18 protein-coding genes are annotated in these 17458 nt (G+C 63.9%); 10 read left to right on the forward strand and 8 right to left on the reverse strand.

Features of this window, described 5'->3' with window-relative positions; translation table 11 throughout:
- Nucleotides 1–174 precede the first annotated feature (174 nt).
- Entirely contained in the window at nucleotides 175–2208 is a 2034-nt protein-coding gene (locus tag BMW76_RS19800; protein WP_245763286.1) for a sigma-54-dependent Fis family transcriptional regulator, read from the forward strand.
- A 33-nt stretch (nucleotides 2209–2241) separates the two neighbouring features.
- On the opposite strand, the gene BMW76_RS19805 is transcribed toward BMW76_RS19800, so the two are convergent.
- Nucleotides 2242–2490: a hypothetical protein gene (locus BMW76_RS19805; protein ID WP_090868313.1), complete on the reverse strand. Its 249-nt coding sequence runs from the start codon at nucleotides 2488–2490 to the stop codon at nucleotides 2242–2244.
- 154 nt (nucleotides 2491–2644) lie between these two features.
- Complete coding sequence (locus tag BMW76_RS19810) at nucleotides 2645–3112, reverse strand: nucleotide triphosphate diphosphatase NUDT15 (protein ID WP_090868090.1); 468 nt, start codon at nucleotides 3110–3112, stop codon at nucleotides 2645–2647.
- A gap of 167 nt (nucleotides 3113–3279) precedes the next feature.
- Here BMW76_RS19810 and BMW76_RS19815 point away from each other — a divergent pair, with 167 nt between their 5' ends.
- The gene (locus BMW76_RS19815) at nucleotides 3280–3852 is read left to right on the forward strand and encodes a YbhB/YbcL family Raf kinase inhibitor-like protein (protein ID WP_090868092.1); all 573 of its coding nucleotides are present in this window, start codon (nucleotides 3280–3282) and stop codon (nucleotides 3850–3852) included.
- Nucleotides 3853–3946: 94 nt separating this feature from the next.
- Here the strand turns inward: BMW76_RS19815 and BMW76_RS19820 are convergent, their stop codons facing one another.
- Nucleotides 3947–4702, reverse strand: coding sequence for an SDR family oxidoreductase (locus BMW76_RS19820; protein ID WP_090868094.1), 756 nt, complete (start codon nucleotides 4700–4702; stop codon nucleotides 3947–3949).
- A gap of 348 nt (nucleotides 4703–5050) precedes the next feature.
- Nucleotides 5051–6343, reverse strand: a complete 1293-nt coding sequence (locus tag BMW76_RS19825) for an aspartate carbamoyltransferase (protein ID WP_090868096.1) — start codon at nucleotides 6341–6343, stop codon at nucleotides 5051–5053.
- A gap of 84 nt (nucleotides 6344–6427) precedes the next feature.
- Here BMW76_RS19825 and BMW76_RS19830 point away from each other — a divergent pair, with 84 nt between their 5' ends.
- From BMW76_RS19830 to BMW76_RS19850, 5 genes are all read left to right on the forward strand, one after another.
- Nucleotides 6428–6643, forward strand: coding sequence for a hypothetical protein (locus tag BMW76_RS19830; RefSeq protein ID WP_090868098.1), 216 nt, complete (start codon nucleotides 6428–6430; stop codon nucleotides 6641–6643).
- A 125-nt stretch (nucleotides 6644–6768) separates the two neighbouring features.
- Nucleotides 6769–7629, forward strand: coding sequence for a 4-hydroxy-tetrahydrodipicolinate synthase (gene dapA / locus BMW76_RS19835; protein ID WP_090868100.1), 861 nt, complete (start codon nucleotides 6769–6771; stop codon nucleotides 7627–7629).
- A gap of 344 nt (nucleotides 7630–7973) precedes the next feature.
- On the forward strand, nucleotides 7974–9176 hold the full coding sequence (locus BMW76_RS19840) for a M23 family metallopeptidase (RefSeq protein ID WP_090868102.1): 1203 nt from the start codon (nucleotides 7974–7976) through the stop codon (nucleotides 9174–9176).
- Nucleotides 9169–9579 (forward strand): hypothetical protein, encoded by a 411-nt coding sequence (locus BMW76_RS19845; RefSeq protein ID WP_090868104.1) that lies wholly within the window; start codon nucleotides 9169–9171, stop codon nucleotides 9577–9579. Before BMW76_RS19840 ends, BMW76_RS19845 begins: the two co-directional genes overlap by 8 nt.
- Before the next feature lie 56 nt (nucleotides 9580–9635).
- Nucleotides 9636–10088: a bactofilin family protein gene (locus BMW76_RS19850; protein WP_090868316.1), complete on the forward strand. Its 453-nt coding sequence runs from the start codon at nucleotides 9636–9638 to the stop codon at nucleotides 10086–10088.
- Nucleotides 10089–10154: 66 nt separating this feature from the next.
- On the opposite strand, the gene BMW76_RS19855 is transcribed toward BMW76_RS19850, so the two are convergent.
- The gene (locus tag BMW76_RS19855) at nucleotides 10155–12224 is read right to left on the reverse strand and encodes a putative bifunctional diguanylate cyclase/phosphodiesterase (RefSeq protein ID WP_090868106.1); all 2070 of its coding nucleotides are present in this window, start codon (nucleotides 12222–12224) and stop codon (nucleotides 10155–10157) included.
- A gap of 316 nt (nucleotides 12225–12540) precedes the next feature.
- Here BMW76_RS19855 and BMW76_RS19860 point away from each other — a divergent pair, with 316 nt between their 5' ends.
- Nucleotides 12541–13464 carry a recombination-associated protein RdgC gene (locus BMW76_RS19860; RefSeq protein ID WP_090868318.1) on the forward strand — a complete coding sequence of 308 codons (924 nt, stop codon included), beginning with the start codon at nucleotides 12541–12543 and terminating at the stop codon, nucleotides 13462–13464.
- 31 nt (nucleotides 13465–13495) lie between these two features.
- Here the strand turns inward: BMW76_RS19860 and BMW76_RS19865 are convergent, their stop codons facing one another.
- Together BMW76_RS19865 and BMW76_RS19870 are read right to left on the reverse strand one after the other, a co-directional pair.
- Nucleotides 13496–13717, reverse strand: coding sequence for a hypothetical protein (locus BMW76_RS19865; RefSeq protein WP_090868108.1), 222 nt, complete (start codon nucleotides 13715–13717; stop codon nucleotides 13496–13498).
- 165 nt (nucleotides 13718–13882) lie between these two features.
- Nucleotides 13883–14791 carry a glutamate/aspartate ABC transporter substrate-binding protein gene (locus tag BMW76_RS19870; RefSeq protein WP_090868110.1) on the reverse strand — a complete coding sequence of 303 codons (909 nt, stop codon included), beginning with the start codon at nucleotides 14789–14791 and terminating at the stop codon, nucleotides 13883–13885.
- Between the two features lie 258 nt (nucleotides 14792–15049).
- Here BMW76_RS19870 and BMW76_RS19875 point away from each other — a divergent pair, with 258 nt between their 5' ends.
- Nucleotides 15050–15478, forward strand: coding sequence for a hypothetical protein (locus tag BMW76_RS19875; protein WP_090868321.1), 429 nt, complete (start codon nucleotides 15050–15052; stop codon nucleotides 15476–15478).
- 19 nt (nucleotides 15479–15497) lie between these two features.
- On the opposite strand, the gene BMW76_RS19880 is transcribed toward BMW76_RS19875, so the two are convergent.
- Nucleotides 15498–16430: a LysR family transcriptional regulator gene (locus BMW76_RS19880; RefSeq protein ID WP_090868112.1), complete on the reverse strand. Its 933-nt coding sequence runs from the start codon at nucleotides 16428–16430 to the stop codon at nucleotides 15498–15500.
- A gap of 150 nt (nucleotides 16431–16580) precedes the next feature.
- Between BMW76_RS19880 and BMW76_RS19885 the strand changes: the two genes are divergently transcribed.
- Nucleotides 16581–17444 (forward strand): NmrA family NAD(P)-binding protein, encoded by an 864-nt coding sequence (locus BMW76_RS19885; protein WP_090868114.1) that lies wholly within the window; start codon nucleotides 16581–16583, stop codon nucleotides 17442–17444.
- The last annotated feature ends 14 nt before the right edge of the window (nucleotides 17445–17458 follow it).

The raw sequence follows: 17458 nt of genomic DNA on the forward strand, positions 1-17458 counted from the left end.
TGCTTTTCAGACGTCGCCGCCGTGCCCGGAGGCGGCCACTATCGGAGTAGGATGTGCAGAGCGAACGTCCGCTCGACTCCGCTCGACGATAGCCGGGCAACCTCACAATTCGATGAAAAGGCCGATCACACGGCCTCGCGGCTCGGCATCCTCACGGGCCGTCAGGAGACACGCATGCAACAGACAGGAACGCCGATGGACTGGTTTTCCAGTCCGCAGCACGATGCCAGCATCATGGCCGCGTGGGAGCATCTGGTCGGTGGAGACGAGTGGCATTCCACCGACGTGCGCAGCGTCGTCGATCATTCGTGGCAGCGCTGCCTTGTGAGCCGCGTCGATCCCGCCGCGAATCACGCACCGCCGCCCGTCGGCGACGACCAGTTGATGCAGTGGCGCGAGACGAACGTGCGCCTTCTCAACGCGAGCGTGCCGCTGATGCAGCAAACGCGGGAACTGCTGTCGCAGACGGGCACCGTGATGCTGCTCGCCAACCCCGATGGCGCGATTCTTCAGCAGGAAGGCGAGCTGCGCATCGTCGAGCCCGCGCGCGAAGTCGGGCTGATACCCGGCTGCAACTGGACCGAACTCAATTGCGGCACGAACGCGATCGGCACGGCCCTCGCGCTGAAGCAGGCGGTGCAGATTCACGGCGCCGAACACTTTTGCGCGGGGATCAAACGCTGGACCTGTTCTGCGACAGTGATACGCGATCCCATCGACGGTCACGTGCTCGGCGTGATCGACGTGTCGGGTCTCGCCGATACGTATAGCCGCTACAGTCTTGCGCTCGCCGTGTCGCTCGCGGGGCGCATCGAAAGCCGTCTCGCGAAGGACGCGATGGAGCGGCGTCTGCGTCTACTGGATCGCTGCACGTCCGGTTTCGCTTCGCATGCGTCGGATGCGATTCTTGTCGTCGACGACGAAGGGCGGCTCGTCAAGGCGAATGCGCAAGTCGTGCCGGCGCTGCGCCGTCTCGGCTTCGACGTGCAATTCGATGCGGGCTTCGTGCTGCCCGGAATCGATCCGAAGGCCCATCATCCCGTGACGGCAAATGCGCCCGCGTGGTTGCGCTACGCGCACGTCGAGATGCTGCGCGAAGGGGCCGTCGTGCTGGGGTTCATGGTCGTGATACCGGGGACGGCGCACGTGCGCGGCGCAATCACGTCCGCGACGTCCGTGCGCGGGCGGGATAGGCCGCGTGATGCGTCGAGTGCGTTCGGGCGCATCGTCGGCGACAGCAGTACGTTGCGCGCGGCCGTCGACAAGGCGCGCCAGCTTGCGCCGTCGAAGGTGCCCGTTCTGCTGCTCGGCGATACGGGTGTCGGCAAGGAACTGTTCGCGCAGGGCATCCATCAGGCGAGCGAACGCGCCGACGGGCCGTTCGTCGCGCTCAACTGCGGCGGGCTGTCGAGAGACCTGCTGGCAAGCGAGCTGTTCGGCTACGCGGAGGGCGCGTTCACGGGCGCGCGCAAGTCGGGCGCGGCGGGCAAGATCGAGGCGGCCGATGGCGGCACGCTGTTTCTCGACGAGATCGGCGAGATGCCGCTCGACATTCAACCGCATCTGCTGCGCGTGCTCGAAGAGAACGAGATTTACCGGCTCGGCGAGAACACGCCGCGCAAGGTGAACTTCCGGCTCGTCGCCGCGACGCATCGCGATCTCAAGGAGGCGATCGCGAAGGGCGCGTTCCGCATGGACCTGTTCTACCGGATCGCGGTGACGACTGTGTCGATACCGAGTCTGCGCGAGCGCAGAGAAGATCTGCCCGCGCTGATCGCGTACTGGCTCCGGCACTTATGCGAGTGTTACGGCCTGCAGCCCAGGTCGTTCGACGACGAGGCGTACGCGTGCCTGCTGAACTACGCGTGGCCCGGCAACGTGCGCGAGCTGCGCAACGCGATCGAGGGCGCGCTGCTGCTTGCCGACGGCCCCGCGATCACAGCGGACAAGCTGCCCGCTGAAGTGGGCGCAGCGCGTCCGTCTGCGGCGCAGACCGCGCAACAGGAGTTGCATGAAGCGGTTGCGGCAACGGGTGATTCGCTGAAAATGGCCGAGGCCGAATACATCCGCCAGGCGTTGGCGCGGCATCGCGGCAATCTCACGCAAGCGGCCGCGCAACTGGGCATTGCTAAAAGCACGCTGTACGAGAAGTTGCGCCGATACGATCTGCTTGCCGCGGTGAGCGATGTGCGCCGGCGCGGGGCATAGCGCTCATCCGGTTTCTGACAACCTGGTGGCCTCTCACGCGACGCGCGAAACGGCATTCAATGTCGGGCGCGTTGCCGTGGGTGGGTAGACGCGCCACGATTTGTCGCCGTGCCGAAAGAAGACGATTGCATACGGTCCGGACGTCTGCGATACGCTGACGCATTTGCAGCCCGACATCGCGTGCGGTTGGCCCTGTGCGCGCGAGATGCGAACCGAGATCGGCTGCGCGTAGCCGAACCATTTCTCGATCTGTGCGCGCAGCGAATGCGTATCGCCTTTCATGGCCGTCTCCTTGCCGCTTTGTCTCTGATCCATCGGCACGCAATCGAAATCAGGCGCGCCTGTTCTTGATAAAGCAACGGCCATGCCGAAGCGATGCGCGCGCGTCATCGACACGGCATCATCGGCACGGCGCGATCAGAAGAGGTAAAGACGGTCATTGCGTGCCGCGATGGCCCGACCGAACCGTACGGTTTTCGGTCGTTCGCGCGACAGTGGGTACGAATCCCGTCCGCACGAGGCTCTTCATCGGTTCGAAGAGCGGTTCCGGAAGGTCCGTCCAGCGAAACCACGTCCATACCGAACACTTGTCCGGCTCCATGAGCTTTGGCTGCGCGTCTATCGAGACCGTGGCTTCGACAAAGCAGGTGACATAGTGCTTGTGAACATCGGGCATCACGTTATTGGTGTAGGGCGCGGGATTGATCGCATTCAATGTGAGGCCGGTTTCCTCCAGCACCTCACGCCGTGCGCACGACTCGATGCTTTCGCCGAACTCCAGGTGTCCGCCCGGAGGTGCCCATGTGCCCGCGCCGTGCGAGCCGGCCCGCTTCCCGAGAAGCACTGATCCATCACGAACGATGATGACCCCGACGCCAACCTGGGGCTGCGCAGCGTTATTCATTGTCGAAGCCTGATAGGAGTTCGAAGGCGAGTTTGAATAAGGCACGCATCGTATCGGGACGTTGCGCGCAAGACAACGCGGTGATTCGCGAGGCTCGCTTCCGCGATGTTCCGTTGATCGCTATCGTTCGATCGCAAGTTCACCCTTGTCCCTCAACGGAGCGCATCATGCGATTGAACGTCCTTTTGCGAACGACTCTTTGCTCTTCAGTGCTTCTGGCGATCATGCCGGCGATGGCCGTTGCCGGACCGTTCACGGTCAAGGTCGATGACCTGAACCACGGGCGCTTCGCGAACGAACAGGTGTATGGCGGATTCGGCTGTCATGGCGACAATGTTTCGCCGCGCATCTCGTGGTCGAACGTTCCGCCGGGCACGAAGAGCATCGCCGTGACGATCCACGATCCCGATGCGCCGACGGGTGGACTCGGCTGGACGCATTGGGAGGTCGTCAACATACCGGCGTCGGAATCGTCGATCGGGAAGGGCGCTTCCGGCAATCCCAACGCATTGCCGACGGGCGCCCTCGAAACGCTGACGGATTTCGGCGAGTCGAAATACGGCGGACCTTGCCCGCCTCAAGGAGAGACGCATCGATATGTCGTCACGGCATCGGCGCTCAGCGTTGCGCAGATCGACGTGAAGACGGCGTCGAGTCCCGCGCTCGTCGCTTATCAGATGCATGGAAAAGTGATCGCGCAAGAGCGGTACGTCGCGACCTATCACCGGGACTCGAATTGAACGTTCGAAGTTGACCGTTCGACGTTGATCGTTCGAAGTCGCCTGGCGGGATGTCACATTGCGTATCATCTCGCCGTCGCGGGCGGCTGCGCGATCAACTCGCTGCCTTAGAGCGGCGCAGCCATTCGTCGAAACCGACGCGGCCCAGGCGCGCTTCGCCCAGCGGTACGAGCGATTGCTCTTCGACGAGGCCGCCGAAGTATCGCGCGTTGGAATCCCTCACGACTTCACGCGAATCGCCGACGGCCTTCAGATAGCGGGCGATGAATTCGTCGAACGGCGCGCGCTCGGGGCCCGCGATCTCGACGATGCCGTTGCGCGGCGGCGCGATCCCGACATCGGCGACGGCGGCGGCCACGTCATCCGACGCGATCGGCTGGAAGAAGCCAGGCGAAAGCTTGACGACGTTTCCGTCCGTGCTCGAATCGGCGATGCCGCCGAGAAATTCGAAGAACTGCGTCGAACGGATGATGGTGTACGGGACGCCGGAGGTCACGATCAGTTTTTCCTGCGCGACCTTTGCGCGGAAATAGCCGTTGTCGGGCGAGCGTTCGATTCCGACGATCGAGAGCGCGACGTGGTGCCGGACGCCCGCTGCCGCTTCGGCGGCGAGAAGATTGCGGCTGGAGGTCTCGAAGAATTCGAGCACCGCCTTGTCTTCGAACGACGGCGAATTGGCGAGGTCGATCACCACTTGTGCGCCCGTCAAGGCCTCGCTGAGCCCTTCGCCGGTGATCGCGTTGATGCCGCTCCTAGGCGACGCCGCGATGACCTCGTGGCCCGCCTCGCGCAGAATGGGGACGGTCTTCGAGCCGATCAGGCCGGTTCCGCCGATGACAACGATCTTCATCACTCACTCTCCTTGACTGCCGAATCGCGTTTGAGAACCTGCTCGGGCTTTGGCCAGGCCTTGGCAACAGGCGAAGCTGTGAGACGTGCGGGGCGTTGCGACAGAAGCACCCGAAGAATCGTCATGGGCCGTTGAGCCCCGTGCGTGCAAAAGCCGACGCACGTTTAACCATAGAACGTTTTTCGAAAAACCAAAACCGCGCTGCAAGCGCCGGCCGTTTCGGTGACGAGGCCCAACATTTCGATGAACGCGGAATCGCGTCAGGGCTCGATCCCCGGCGAGCATGGCGAGCAAAACAAAACGCGCCTCCAACATCGAGGCGCGTTCTTCTTCGAATCCGGCTTTCGCTCAGTCGATGCCATGAAACACGGCATCGTCCGGGCCGAGATAGGCGGGCGGACGCCAGGCCGCATCGCGCATCGAATGCTGGACCAGCTTTTCGACGCCGAGCAGCACCGCGAAAATCGCCATCCGCACGGGAATGCCGTTGTCCGTCTGGCGGAAGATCGCAAGGCGCGAATCGTGATTCAGGTCCGTGCTCAGATCGTTCGCGCCGGGGCGGCTGTCGCGCGGCAGCGGATGCATGATCAGCGTGTCGGGACCGCACACGGTATCGACGAGCGCCTGATTGATCTGGAAATCGGGCGTGTAGCCTTCGAACGATTCGTCCGCGAAGCGCTCCTTCTGGATGCGCGTCGCGTAGACGACGTCCGCGCCGCGCAGACCGTTCGCGAGATCGTGCGTCTGCTCGACCACATGGCCGTTGCGCGAAATCTGCTCGACGATGTACGCGGGCATTTCGAGCGTCGGCGGCGAGATCAGCGTGAACTTGATGCCGCGATACAGCGCGAGCAGCTTGACGAGCGAATGCACGGTGCGCCCGTACTTCAGGTCGCCGACCAGCGCGATATGCGCGCCGTCGACGATCTTGCCGAGACGCGAGAACTCGCGCTGGATCGTGTACAGGTCGAGCAGCGCCTGGCTGGGGTGCTCGCCAGGGCCGTCGCCGCCGTTGATCACGGGAATGTTGGTCGCGCGCGCGAATTCGGCCACGGAGCCCTGTTCCGGATGGCGGATCACGAGGGCATCGACGTAGCCGGCCATCACGCGGCTCGTGTCGTAGATCGATTCGCCCTTGGCCATCGACGAAAACGTGAAGCCCGTCGTATCGCACACCGAGCCGCCGAGCCGGCAGAACGCCGCGCCGAAGCTCACGCGGGTGCGCGTGCTGGCCTCGAAGAACAGATTGCCGAGCACCGCGCCTTCGAGCACGCGCGAGATTTTGCGGCGGCGCGCGATCGGCTGCATGATGTCCGCGACGCGAAACAGCGCCTCGACGGAGTCGCGCGAGAACTGATCGACGGACAGCAGCTGCGGCTTGCCTTCGAACAGAATCTGGCTGCTGAGCGATTGCGAATCTACGCTTTGCGTATATTTTTCTGCCGGCGCTCCATTGACGACGATCTCCGATACGAAACGCTCGACGATTTCCGGCATCGCCCGCGATTCCTGCGAGTCGTCAGGCAGGAGCCACGTGTCGAGCGCGCGCTTGGACACGCCGATGCGCGTCGCGAAGCCGTCGCGGGTGAGGTTCAGACGCCGCATCGCGTCACGGAGAAAGGCTTGTTGCGGGACGCTCATGGGCTGCCTCTTTTTTCGTCGGGAGATTGATCGATATACGCGGTGCGTATATTAATTCGCTGCGCGAGGAAGTCAAGCGAATTCGTGCATCGACTCGCCGGGCGTGCGACGCTCCCGCACGCCGGATGCAACGCCGGCGGCAAGCCGCACCGCTTTGCGGTTACACTGCCGTCCATGGAAACGGCCTCGATGCTTCGCGAACGTGTCGAAACCAGCGCGCTTTTGCTCGCTGCGTTCGCGCGCGTCGCCACTGCGCAGGCATGCGCCGCTTCCAAAGCCAAAAAACAGCCGCTCATCTGACCGGAGCTGCTGTTCCGTCAGATGTGCGACGGAACAGCCTTATCCAGCCCGGTTCTCAAACTCCCGCTCCGATACTGCTTCCTCGCCGCTGAACGGTTCCTATACGGTCGCGTTCGAGAACAGTCATGTCCAATTTTTCGGGTATCTGGATTCCCCTTGTCACGCCGTTTGCCGCTGACGGCTCCGTCGATGAAAGCGCACTGCGCCGGCTCGTGAAGCTTTACGCGCAAGCGGGCGTCGCCGGCATCGTCGCGCTCGGCACGACAGGCGAGCCGTCGTCGCTCGACGCGCACGAGCAGGAAGCTGTGCTCGCAGCCACGCTCGATGCCGCGCGCGGCACGTTGCGCGTGATCGTCGGCATATCGGGCAACAACGCGCGCAGCATGCGCGAGCGCGTGTTGCGCCTGAACGCACTGCCGCTCGCGGGGCTGCTGATCTCGGCGCCGTACTATGTGCGGCCATCGCAAGCGGGCATCGCCGCGCACTTCGAGATGCTCGCCGACGCCAGCGAGCATCCCGTCGTGCTCTACGACATTCCCGCGCGAACCGGCGTGCGCATCGAGCCCGACACGCTGCTCTCGCTCGCCGCACATCCGCGCATTCGGGCCGTCAAGGATTGCGCGGGCTCACTCGACACGACGCACACGCTGATACTCGACGGCCGCCTGCAGGTGCTCGCCGGCGACGACATCCGCATCTTCGATACGCTTTGCATGGGCGGCAGCGGCGCGATCGCGGCGTCCGCGCATGTGTGGCCGGAGCGCTTCGTCGCGCTGGACCGCGCGCTGAAGGCGGGGCGCCTCGACGAAGGCCGCGCGCTCTTTCAAACGCTCGTGCCGCTGATCCGCCTGCTGACGTCCGAGCCGAATCCCGCGCCCGTGAAGGCGGCGCTCGCCGCGCTGGGTCTGATCGAAAACGAGCTGCGCGCGCCGATGACGCGTGCGAGCGAAACCTTGCGCGAGCGATTGGCGCAGATGATCGGCTGATGACGGGCATGTGATGCTCGCCGGATTGCGATCCGGCTGTTCTGGCGCTGCGTTTCGCACGAATGGCGCGAGCCGTGCGAGTCGCGGACCGGCATCGGATTGCGACGAATCCGATGCCGTCCAATTTGAGATGTGCGTTTGACGGGCGGCGTGATAATTCGCGCCACCCGTTTTTCATCACACTCAGATCGATTCGTCATCCTGCGTATGCTGATTCATCGCTTCACCGTGCAACCCGCTGTGCCACACGTCGTTCAACTCATCGTGCGTCCGCTGACGTCTCATGCATCGCGTCGCGTGTGCATGCCGCGTCACAATGCGAGCCCGACGAGGGGCGCGTCCTGATGTCGTTGATCTGGGGCACGGGCCGGAATCTGACGAACGGTGCGGTGCGTTTCGTCACGCGGCGCAGCGCGTTCGTGATCGCGGTGCTGGTCGCGTGCGGCAGTTTTGCGCTGGCGTTGACGGCGGGCGTGATGATCGGCCGCGCGTGGCCGAAGAGCGACGCGGCCGCGCAGTCGGGCGACAGCCGCGTCCGGCGCGACTACACGATCGCGGAGCTCGGCAAGCTGAATGCGGTAATCGAACAGATGCAGCCGCGTCTGACGCGTCTCGCATCGCAGGTCGCGACGCTGCACGATTTCGAAACGCGGCTGAAGACGATCAAGAGCTTGCCGCGTCCCGTGTTCGCATCGCCGGCGCTTTCCGCGAGCGATTTGCTCGGCGACGATGCAGGCGACGATGTGATCCTCGGCGGCCCGGACAAGAAGGCAGACCGCGCGCAGGCGGCGAAGGGCGCCGGGAAGGCGGGCAGCGGCAAGAGCCAGGACGCTGCCAGCGAAGTCCGGGCAAAAGCGAACGAGGGCAACGACGACAATCCCGCATCCGTCGGCACACCCGGCAAACCCGGCGAAAGCACGAACGACAAGGCCAGCGATGCGGCCGTGATAACGGGCGGGATAATAGGCGAGATCACGGGCCAAGGCGGTCCGTCGCTGCCGCCGCGCCGCTGCGACGAACTGATATCCGAACGGGTGCGCGACGCCGTCGCGATTCATCAGCAGATCGGCTGTCTCGTCGCGACGCTCGCTGCGCTGGAGCAGGAAACGACGATGCACGTCGCGAACTGGGAGTCGTTTCCGGGCCGTATGCCCGTCGACGGCGCGCACTTCGGATCGCCGTTCGGCAATCGTGTCGATCCGTTCACGCATCACCTCAGTTTTCATCCGGGCGTCGATCTCGTCGCGATGGCGGGCACGCCGATTCTCGCCGCAGCGGGCGGCCGCGTGATCCATGCGGGTCCGGAGAACGGCTATGGCAACGCAGTCGAAATCGATCATGGCAACGGCCTGATCACGCGCTACGGGCACGCGTCGCGCCTCGTCGTGCAGGAAGGCGAGCTCGTGCTGCCGCGCCAGCATATCGCCGACATCGGCTCGACGGGCCGTTCGACGGGACCGCATCTGCACTTCGAGGTGCTGGTCAACGGCGCGCCCGTCGATCCCGCCGACTATCTCGCACTTTTCATGGAGCCGTCTCATGGCTGATCGCATCGGCTCATTGCGCCGGTTGCGCGGGCGCGGCATCACGCAGCGCGCGTACATGCTGCAGCCCGTGCGCTCGCGGGCCGCGCGCATCGCGACGCGGGCGCTCGCCTGCATCGCATGTGTCGCGTGTCTCGCGGCGGGCGGAGCGGCGGTGCGCGGGTACGACGTGCACATCGCGGCAACGCACGCGTCATGCGTGACACCCATGACGCCCACGACACCGACGACGCCGACTTCGCGCGACGAAGTGCAGGACGCACTGATGCGCGCGCAACTTGCGTTGAAACAGGAAGTGGCATCGCGCGCGGCGGTGCAGAAGTCGGCCGACGCACTCGCTGTCGAAGTCGGCCGGCTCAAGGCTCAGGTGCTGTTCCTGCAAGGCCAGAGTCATTCGCGCCGTTAGTGCGGCGCCCTGTGCGCCGTGGCCGGCGCGTGCTCAACCTCAACCCGATATCGAACATGTTCAGCAAGAAGAAGTCACCTGGCATCACCCAGAGCAAACTGGCCACCTTGATCGCGCACGACGTGTATGTGACGGGCGACCTCGAGTTCAGCGAAGGCCTGCGCATGGACGGCCATGTGAAAGGCAACGTCACGGGCAAGGCGGGATGCGAGACGCTGCTCGTGCTGAGCAATCGCGGCTCGATCACGGGGAACGTGTACGGCTACGACGTGATCATCAACGGCACCATTACGGGCGACGTGATCGCCGATCACTTCGTCGAGTTGCAGGAGAACGCCCACATCACGGGCAACATCTCCTACCAGCAGTTGCGGATGGATGTCGGCGCATCAGTCGACGGCAAACTGACTCGCCGCGAAATGACGCCCGCCGTCACGAGCCCGTACATCGAGCACGCGACAGGGCATCTGCCGCATGCGGGCCACGAAGCGCAAGCCGCCGATCAATAACGTTTCTGCGAAGGCTTGCCGCTTTTCATTCGCGGCGCAAGGCGGCAAGCCACGTTCAGGCGCGAATCAGGCAGCCGTCATGCGGTTCTGAAGCAGTTCGCTGAACGCGTCGGCCGTGAGCGGCTTGCCGAGCAGAAAGCCCTGCATCTCGTCGCATTGCAAGTCCTTGAGCTTGTCGAGTTGCGAGGCCGTTTCGACGCCTTCCGCCACCACGTCCATTTCCAGCGAATGCGCGAGCGCGATGATCGCCTGCACGATCGCGCTGCCTTCATGACCGTGTGCGTCGAGCCCATTCGTGAAGAAGCGGTCGATCTTCAGCTGCTTCACGCGGAAGCGCTGCAAATAGGCAAGGCTCGAATAGCCGGTGCCGAAATCGTCGATTGAAATTTCGAAGCCGCTGTTCTGGAATTCGCGGATCATATCGGTCGTTCTGGCTGCGTCCTGCATCGCGACCGATTCGGTGATCTCGAACATGATCTGGCTGCAATCGACGTTTTCGCTGTGCACGATGTCCAGCATCTTCCCGATCAGGTCCGGCTGCGCCATCTGGCGCGGCGACAGATTGATCGCGACCTTCGTCGGCGGCAGGCCGCACGCTTCCCAGCTGCGTATCTGGCGACACGTCTCGCGCAGCACCCAATAGCCGATCTGCACGATCTGCCCCGAGCGCTCGGCGATCGGAATGAAGTCCATCGGCACGAGCGCGCCGAGCTCCGGATGGTTCAGGCGGATCAGCGCTTCCGCGCCTGCCACGTCGCCGCTGTCGCCGCGAAACTTCGGCTGGAAATGCAGCGAGAAATAGCCTCTGTCGAGCGCTTCGTGCAGCGCGCTCTGAATCTTGAGCGTGCGCATCGCCGCTTCGTTCATGTGCGCTTCGAAGAAGCGATACGCGCTGCGCCCGCCGCGCTTCGCTTCGTACATCGCGGCGTCGGCGTGCTTCAACAGCTCGTCGACGGAATCGCCATCCTGCGGATAGAGCGCAATGCCGATGCTCGGCATGATCTGCAGCGTCTGGTTTGCCGTGTCGATGCCCTTGCGCATCCGTTCGAGCACGGCATCGGCCATCTTCGCCGCGTCCTGCGGCGCGCCGAGGTTTTCGGCGAGCACGACGAACTCGTCGCCGCCGAGCCGAGACACGGTATCGACGCCGCGCACGCATTGCAGCAGGTTGTGCGCGAACGCCTTCAACACTTCGTCGCCATACGCGTGGCCGAGCGAATCGTTGATTGTCTTGAAGCCGTCGATATCCATGAACAGAATCGCGAAACTGCGCCCCGTGAACTTCGACAGGACCATCGCGCGCTCGATGCGCTCGGTCAGCGTGCGGCGGTTCGGCAGATCGGTGAGCGTGTCATACGTGGCGAGGCGCACGATCTGGCTGTTCAGCGAAGAGACGGAACCGGCGAGGAACGTGGTGCGCGCATCGAAGCGCGACAGGATCAGCGTGACGATCAGAATGGCGAACGTGAACAGCATGATCGTGGTCGCGAGCCACTGCGCGTCGACGCCGTGCGCCGCGCCGCAGATCGAGCCGGGCAGAAAGTCGGCGGCGGCCATGCCCGTGTAGTGCATGCCCGTGATCGCAAGGCCCATGACGCCCGCTGCGCCGATGCGCTTGGTCAGCACGCGCTGCACGTTCGCGTCGCGCAATGCATGTGCGATCCACAGCGCCGCGATGGAAACCACGATCGCGACCGCGATGGATGCGGCGAACAGGGGCGGGCGATAGTGGATGCCCGGCTGCATTTGCATCGCGGCCATGCCGGTGTAGTGCATGCCCGCGATGCCGATGCCCATCAGCACGCCGCCCATCACGAGCCGTTTGACGGAGAGGGCGGGGCGCGCCACCTGATAAAGCGCGAAGTACGACACCACGATTGCGATACCGAGCGAATAGCCGGTGATCGCGAAGTCGTAGCCGAGCGGTATCGGCAGCGAAAACGCGAGCATCGCGATGAAGTGCATCGACCAGATGCCCGTGCCCATCGCGGCCGCGCCGCCTGCGAGCCACAGGTGGCGCACGCGTGCGCGGGGCATCGTCGAAATGCGTCCGGCGAGGTCGAGCGCCGTGTACGACGCGAGCGTTGCGACAGCGAGCGACACGGCGACCAGACCCAGGTTGTAAGTGCTCTGCATGTCGATCCGTTGCTAAAGGAATGTTCCCACAACGGGCTAACGGCAAAATCTCTGATTAATTGAGTAAAAATCCAAAGGCTTATTCGAAAACGCTATCCGCAGCTCGTCGCGCGCGACGTCGACGGCCTGTGCTGAAAAAATTCCTCGCGCGCGAGCTGGCGCTCGCAGACGGCCGCGCGCCTGCGCGTGGGCTCGGCTGTCCCGGTTGCGAGGACTACGGTTTCTGCTATCCGGCCCGTTGATCGCGGATGATCCGGCAATCCCCACATGGAAACGCACCGTCATATAGAATGACGCGCTTTTGCCCGTTCTCGCCATGTGGTTCAAGAATCTGCAGCTTCACCGTCTTCCCGCTCCGTGGAATGTGAGCGTCGAGCAAATGGAAAAATGGCTCGCGCCGCATGCGTTCCAGCCTGCCAATAGCGTCGAGGTGCAGCGCCAGGGCTGGGCGTCGCCGCGCAATGACGGCTCGCTCGTCTACTCGATCAACAAGCAGATGCTGCTCACGTTCCGCGCCGAAAAGAAACTGCTGCCGGCATCGGTGGTGACGCAGGTGACGAAGGCGCGCGCGCTGGAACTCGAAGAGCAGCAGGGCTTCAAGCCTGGCCGCAAGCAGATGCGCGATCTGAAGGAGCAAGTCACCGACGAGCTGCTGCCGCGCGCGTTCAGCATCCAGCGAGACACGCGCGTGTGGATCGACACCGTCAACGGCTGGCTCGTGATCGATGCCGCGTCGCAGGCGCTCGGCGACGATGTGCTCGGGCTGCTGGTGAAGTCGGTCGACCGCTTGCCGATCGGCAGCGTGCGCGTCGCGCAGGCGCCCGTTTCCGCGATGACGAACTGGCTGCTGGCAGGCGAGGGCCCCGTCAATTTCACGCTGGATCAGGATACGGAACTGCGCTCGCCCGCCGAAGGCAACGCGACGGTGCGCTACGTCGGCCACGCGCTCGAAGCGGACGACATGCGCCGCCATATCGAAGCGGGCAAGCAGTGCATGCGCCTTGCGATGACATGGAACGACCGCGTATCGTTCGTGTTGACGCCGTCGCTGACGATCAAGCGCGTGACGCCGCTCGACGTGATCAAGGAAGCCGCCGATCCGACGGCGCTCAACGACGACGAGCAGTTCGATTCCGATGTCATGTTGATGACAGGGGAGCTCGCGAAGTTGCTGGAAGGGATTGTCGATGCGCTCGGCGGCGAACTCGACGAGGGGATGGCGTCCGCGAAGGCGGCGTAATCAGCGTGGGGTTCGCGCGAACCGGACCCCGTCAGTCGAACATATTCCTGAACGTGACGGCCACGATGACGGGCACGCACAACACGAGCGGAATAGCGAAGTAAGGCACTTCGAGATCGACGAACCAGCTATACACGAGCCAGCCGATTCCGGCGCACAGCGTTGCGATGCCGATCAGCGCGGTGAGGACGTTCAGCAGCGTGGGCGACGGTTTCCAGCGCTTGTGTTCCTCGTTGGGCGGGGGCGATGTCATTGCAGCTCCGGAGCAGATCGTCACGAGTTTCGATTCGTACAATTCTACTCCGGCAGCTTGCGTTCGGCGCTATGCAAGCGGCGCGCCGGACCGGTCTGAAAGCCGGCCGCAAGGGCGGCTGGCGAGGCCTCCGGCGCGCTTTTGGCGAGCCCTCGGATACAGGCGTTATTCGAAAGCCTTGTCGTTCGGATTCTTGTAGAGCGTGCGCAGGTTGTCGCTCATCGGGAAGTCGAAGTTCATGTTCTTCGGCGGCACGGGCTTCATAAACCACTTGTCGTACATCGCGTTGATCTCGCCGCTCTTCATCACGTGCGCGAGCGTCTCGTCGACCACCTTGAGGAACTCGGGGTCGCCCTTGCGCAGCATGAAGCCGTACGCCTCGGACGATTGCGGCGTGCCGACGATCACCCAGTCAGCGGGCTTCGCCGTCAGCGTGCGCGTACCAGCCAGCAGCACGTCGTCCATCATGTATGCGACGGCGCGGCCCGTTTCGAGCGTCATGCGGCCTTCGCCGTAGTCCTTCGCGCTGATGATCTGCATGTTCATCTTCTTGTCTTCGTTCATCTTGCGCAGAATGCGCTCGGACGTCGTGCCCTGGTTCGTCACGACCGTCTTGCCGGCGAGATCGGGGAAGTCCTTGATGCCGGAGTCTTTGCGCGTGAGCAGGCGCGTGGTCGCGACGAAGAACGTATCGCCGAATGCGACCTGATTCTGCCGCGACGTCAGGTTCGTCGTCACGCCGCATTCGAGATCGACGGTGCCGTTCTGCACCAGCGAAATGCGGTTCTGCGAGGTCACGGGAATGAAGCGCACCTGAAGGTTGGGCTTGTGCGTCTTCGCTTTCACCGCGTCGATGATCTTGTTGCACAGGTCTTGCGAAAAGCCGATCACCTGATTGTTCGAATCGACATACGAGAATGGCACCGACGTCTCGCGATGGCCGATGGCGATCAGATTGGCGGACTCGATCTTGGTGAGCGTCGGCTGCGATTCCTGCGCGGTGGCATTCGCTGCGGAAGTGAGGCACGTCGCTGCGATGCACAAGGCTAGCGCGAGCGAGTTCAGTCGTTTCATTGCAAGTCCCCTGTTGAATCTGGATCGGTCAGTTTTGGACGGGCGAACCGCACGGTCCGGCGCCGTCCGAAGCGTGTGTGCACAGATGTTGCCACAACAATATTAATTGCAACATATGTTTAACCCTTAATGCCGCAGATGTCGGGCCCGCTCGCGGCAGCGCGCCGTCATGTGCACGCCGGATGGCGATGGCATGATGAATGCAACGAACCCTTTCATCTGTCGTTCCGTTTTCCATCGAAACCAGGGAGGGAACCGATGCACGTTGTTCGCACATGGATTGCACGAGCCGCTTTGATGACAATGCTTGCCGCGATGACTCCGTTGCCTGCCGCCGCGCAGGCGTACGCCGGCGCACCGCCGCCGCCGGCACCCGCCGCCGACGGCACGTTCCTGCTGACGATCTTCCTCAAGCACGACCAGTCGAAGCCGCTGCCGAAGATCAACCAGGAGCTTGCCGATCAAGGCTTCTACAAGGCGTTTCCGCCGCCGGGCATCGAGGTCGTGTCGTGGTACGTGATGATGGGCGTCGGCCAGGTCGTCACGCTGCGCGTGCCCGCCAACCGGTTGCGCGAGGTCAACCGCGCGATCGAGGAAACCGCGTGGGGCGGCTATCACACCGAGTTCTACCCGACTTACGACTACAAGGCGATCGCCGAGCAGGCGCGGGCGAAGAACGGCAAATGAGCCCGCGCTCGCCGACGCGTCAGTACCACGGCGTATCGGCGAGCGCAGAGCCCGTGATCTTCACGATGAAGTCGAGGAACGCGCGCACTTTCGCCGACGGATGACGCCGCGACGGATAAAGCGCGTAAAGCGCAAAACGCTCGTCGGGCCAGTCGGGAAAGAGATCGACGAGACGGCCGCTGTCGAACAGCGGCTGCGTGCCGAGCGCCATAATCTGCGCGATGCCGTGTCCCGCGAGGCACGCGCCGTGCATCGTCGATACGTCGTTGACCACCAGCCGGCCGCGCGCCGCGATGACGATTTTCTTGCGCGGCCGGTGAAATTCCCATACGAACGGACGTCCCGTTTCCGGGTCGCGATAGTGGATGCAGTTGTGCGGCTCGCGCTCCAGATCGGCTGGCTTGAGGGGACGCCCGTACTTCGTCAGATAGCCCGGCGACGCAGCCGTCACGATGCGCGTTTCCAGCAGCTTGCGCGCGACGAGCGTCGACGGACGCGGCTCGCCGAAACGCAGGGCGAGATCGAAGCCGTCGGCGATCATGTCGCCCAACTGGTCGCGCGTGATCAGATCGAGATCGAGTTCCGGATAGCGCTCGACGAACCGGCCCACTTGCGGGCTGAGCACGATCTTCGAGAAGAACGGATCGACGTTCACGCGCAGCCGCCCGCGCACGGCCGTCGCGCCGCCCGCCGCCGAGGCCGCCGCTTCTTCGAGCCCGCCCAGCAGCGGCACGATGTGCTCGTAGAAACGCCGGCCTTCGTCGGTCAGCGTGATGGTGCGCGTCGTGCGGTCGAACAGGCGTATGCCGAGCCGCGCCTCGAGCCGCGCAACCGAGCGGCTCACGCCCGACTGCGACATGTCGAGCCGTTCGCCTGCGCCCGCGAAAGACCCGCTGTCGACGATCGCCGTCAGCACGCCCATGCCATTGAGAATACGTTCGTCGAAGGACATCGCGCGCTCCTTTCTTCCGCGTCATGCATGACGTTGCTCGTGATGCCATTGTGTCATGAGTCAAATGATATTCATGTCATGGTGTAAAGCGCTTCCCGCGACCACAATGCATCCCGTCGCAAGCATTTTCAATTGAACGGGAGTCTGCACATGTTCGCTATTACGGGTATTACGGGTCAAGTCGGCGGCGTGGTCGCGCACACGCTGCTCGCGCAGGGCAAGCCTGTGCGCGCGGTGGTGCGCAGCGCGGAGAAGGGCGCGCCGTGGGCGGCGCGCGGCTGCGAAGTCGCGCTTGCCGGGATGCATGATGCAGCGGCGCTGCGCCGCGCATTCGAAGGCGCCGAGGGCGTGTTCGTGCTGCTGCCGCCCGTGTTCGATCCGTCGCCGGATTTCGCGGAGTCGCGCCGCAATATCGCGGCGTTGCGCGCGGCGCTGAACGCGGCGAAGCCATCGCGCGTCGTCGTGCTGTCGACGATCGGCGCGCAAGCCGCGCAGCCGAATCTGCTGAATCAGCTCGGCATCATGGAGCAGGAGCTTCGCATGTTGCCCATGCCTGTCGTGTTTCTGCGCGCCGCGTGGTTCTTCGAGAACTGCGCGTGGGATGTCGAGCCGGCGCGCACGTCGGGCGTGATCCCCGCGTTTCTGCAACCGCTCGACAAGCCCGTGCCGATGGTCGCCACCGACGATATCGGCCGCGTCGCCGCGCATCTGTTTCAGGACACGTGGACAGGCGCGCGCGTCGTCGAACTCGAAGGCCCGCGTCGCGTGACGCCGGATGAAATCGCGGCCGCCTTCGCGAGTGCGCTCGACCGGCCGGTGCGCATGCAGATCGTGCCGCGCGCCCAATGGGAAGCGCTCTTTCGCGCGCAAGGAATGAAGAACCCGTTGCCGCGCATGCAGATGCTCGATGGCTTCAACGAAGGGTGGATCGAGTTCGAGGCGCCCGCGTCGTCGCTGAAGGGCAGCGTGACGGTAGAAGCCGTGATTCGCCAATTGGTCGAGCGCTCGGTGTAAAGCAGCCGGCCTAT

The sequence above is a fragment of the Paraburkholderia diazotrophica genome (assembly GCF_900108945.1).
Classification (GTDB): domain Bacteria; phylum Pseudomonadota; class Gammaproteobacteria; order Burkholderiales; family Burkholderiaceae; genus Paraburkholderia; species Paraburkholderia diazotrophica.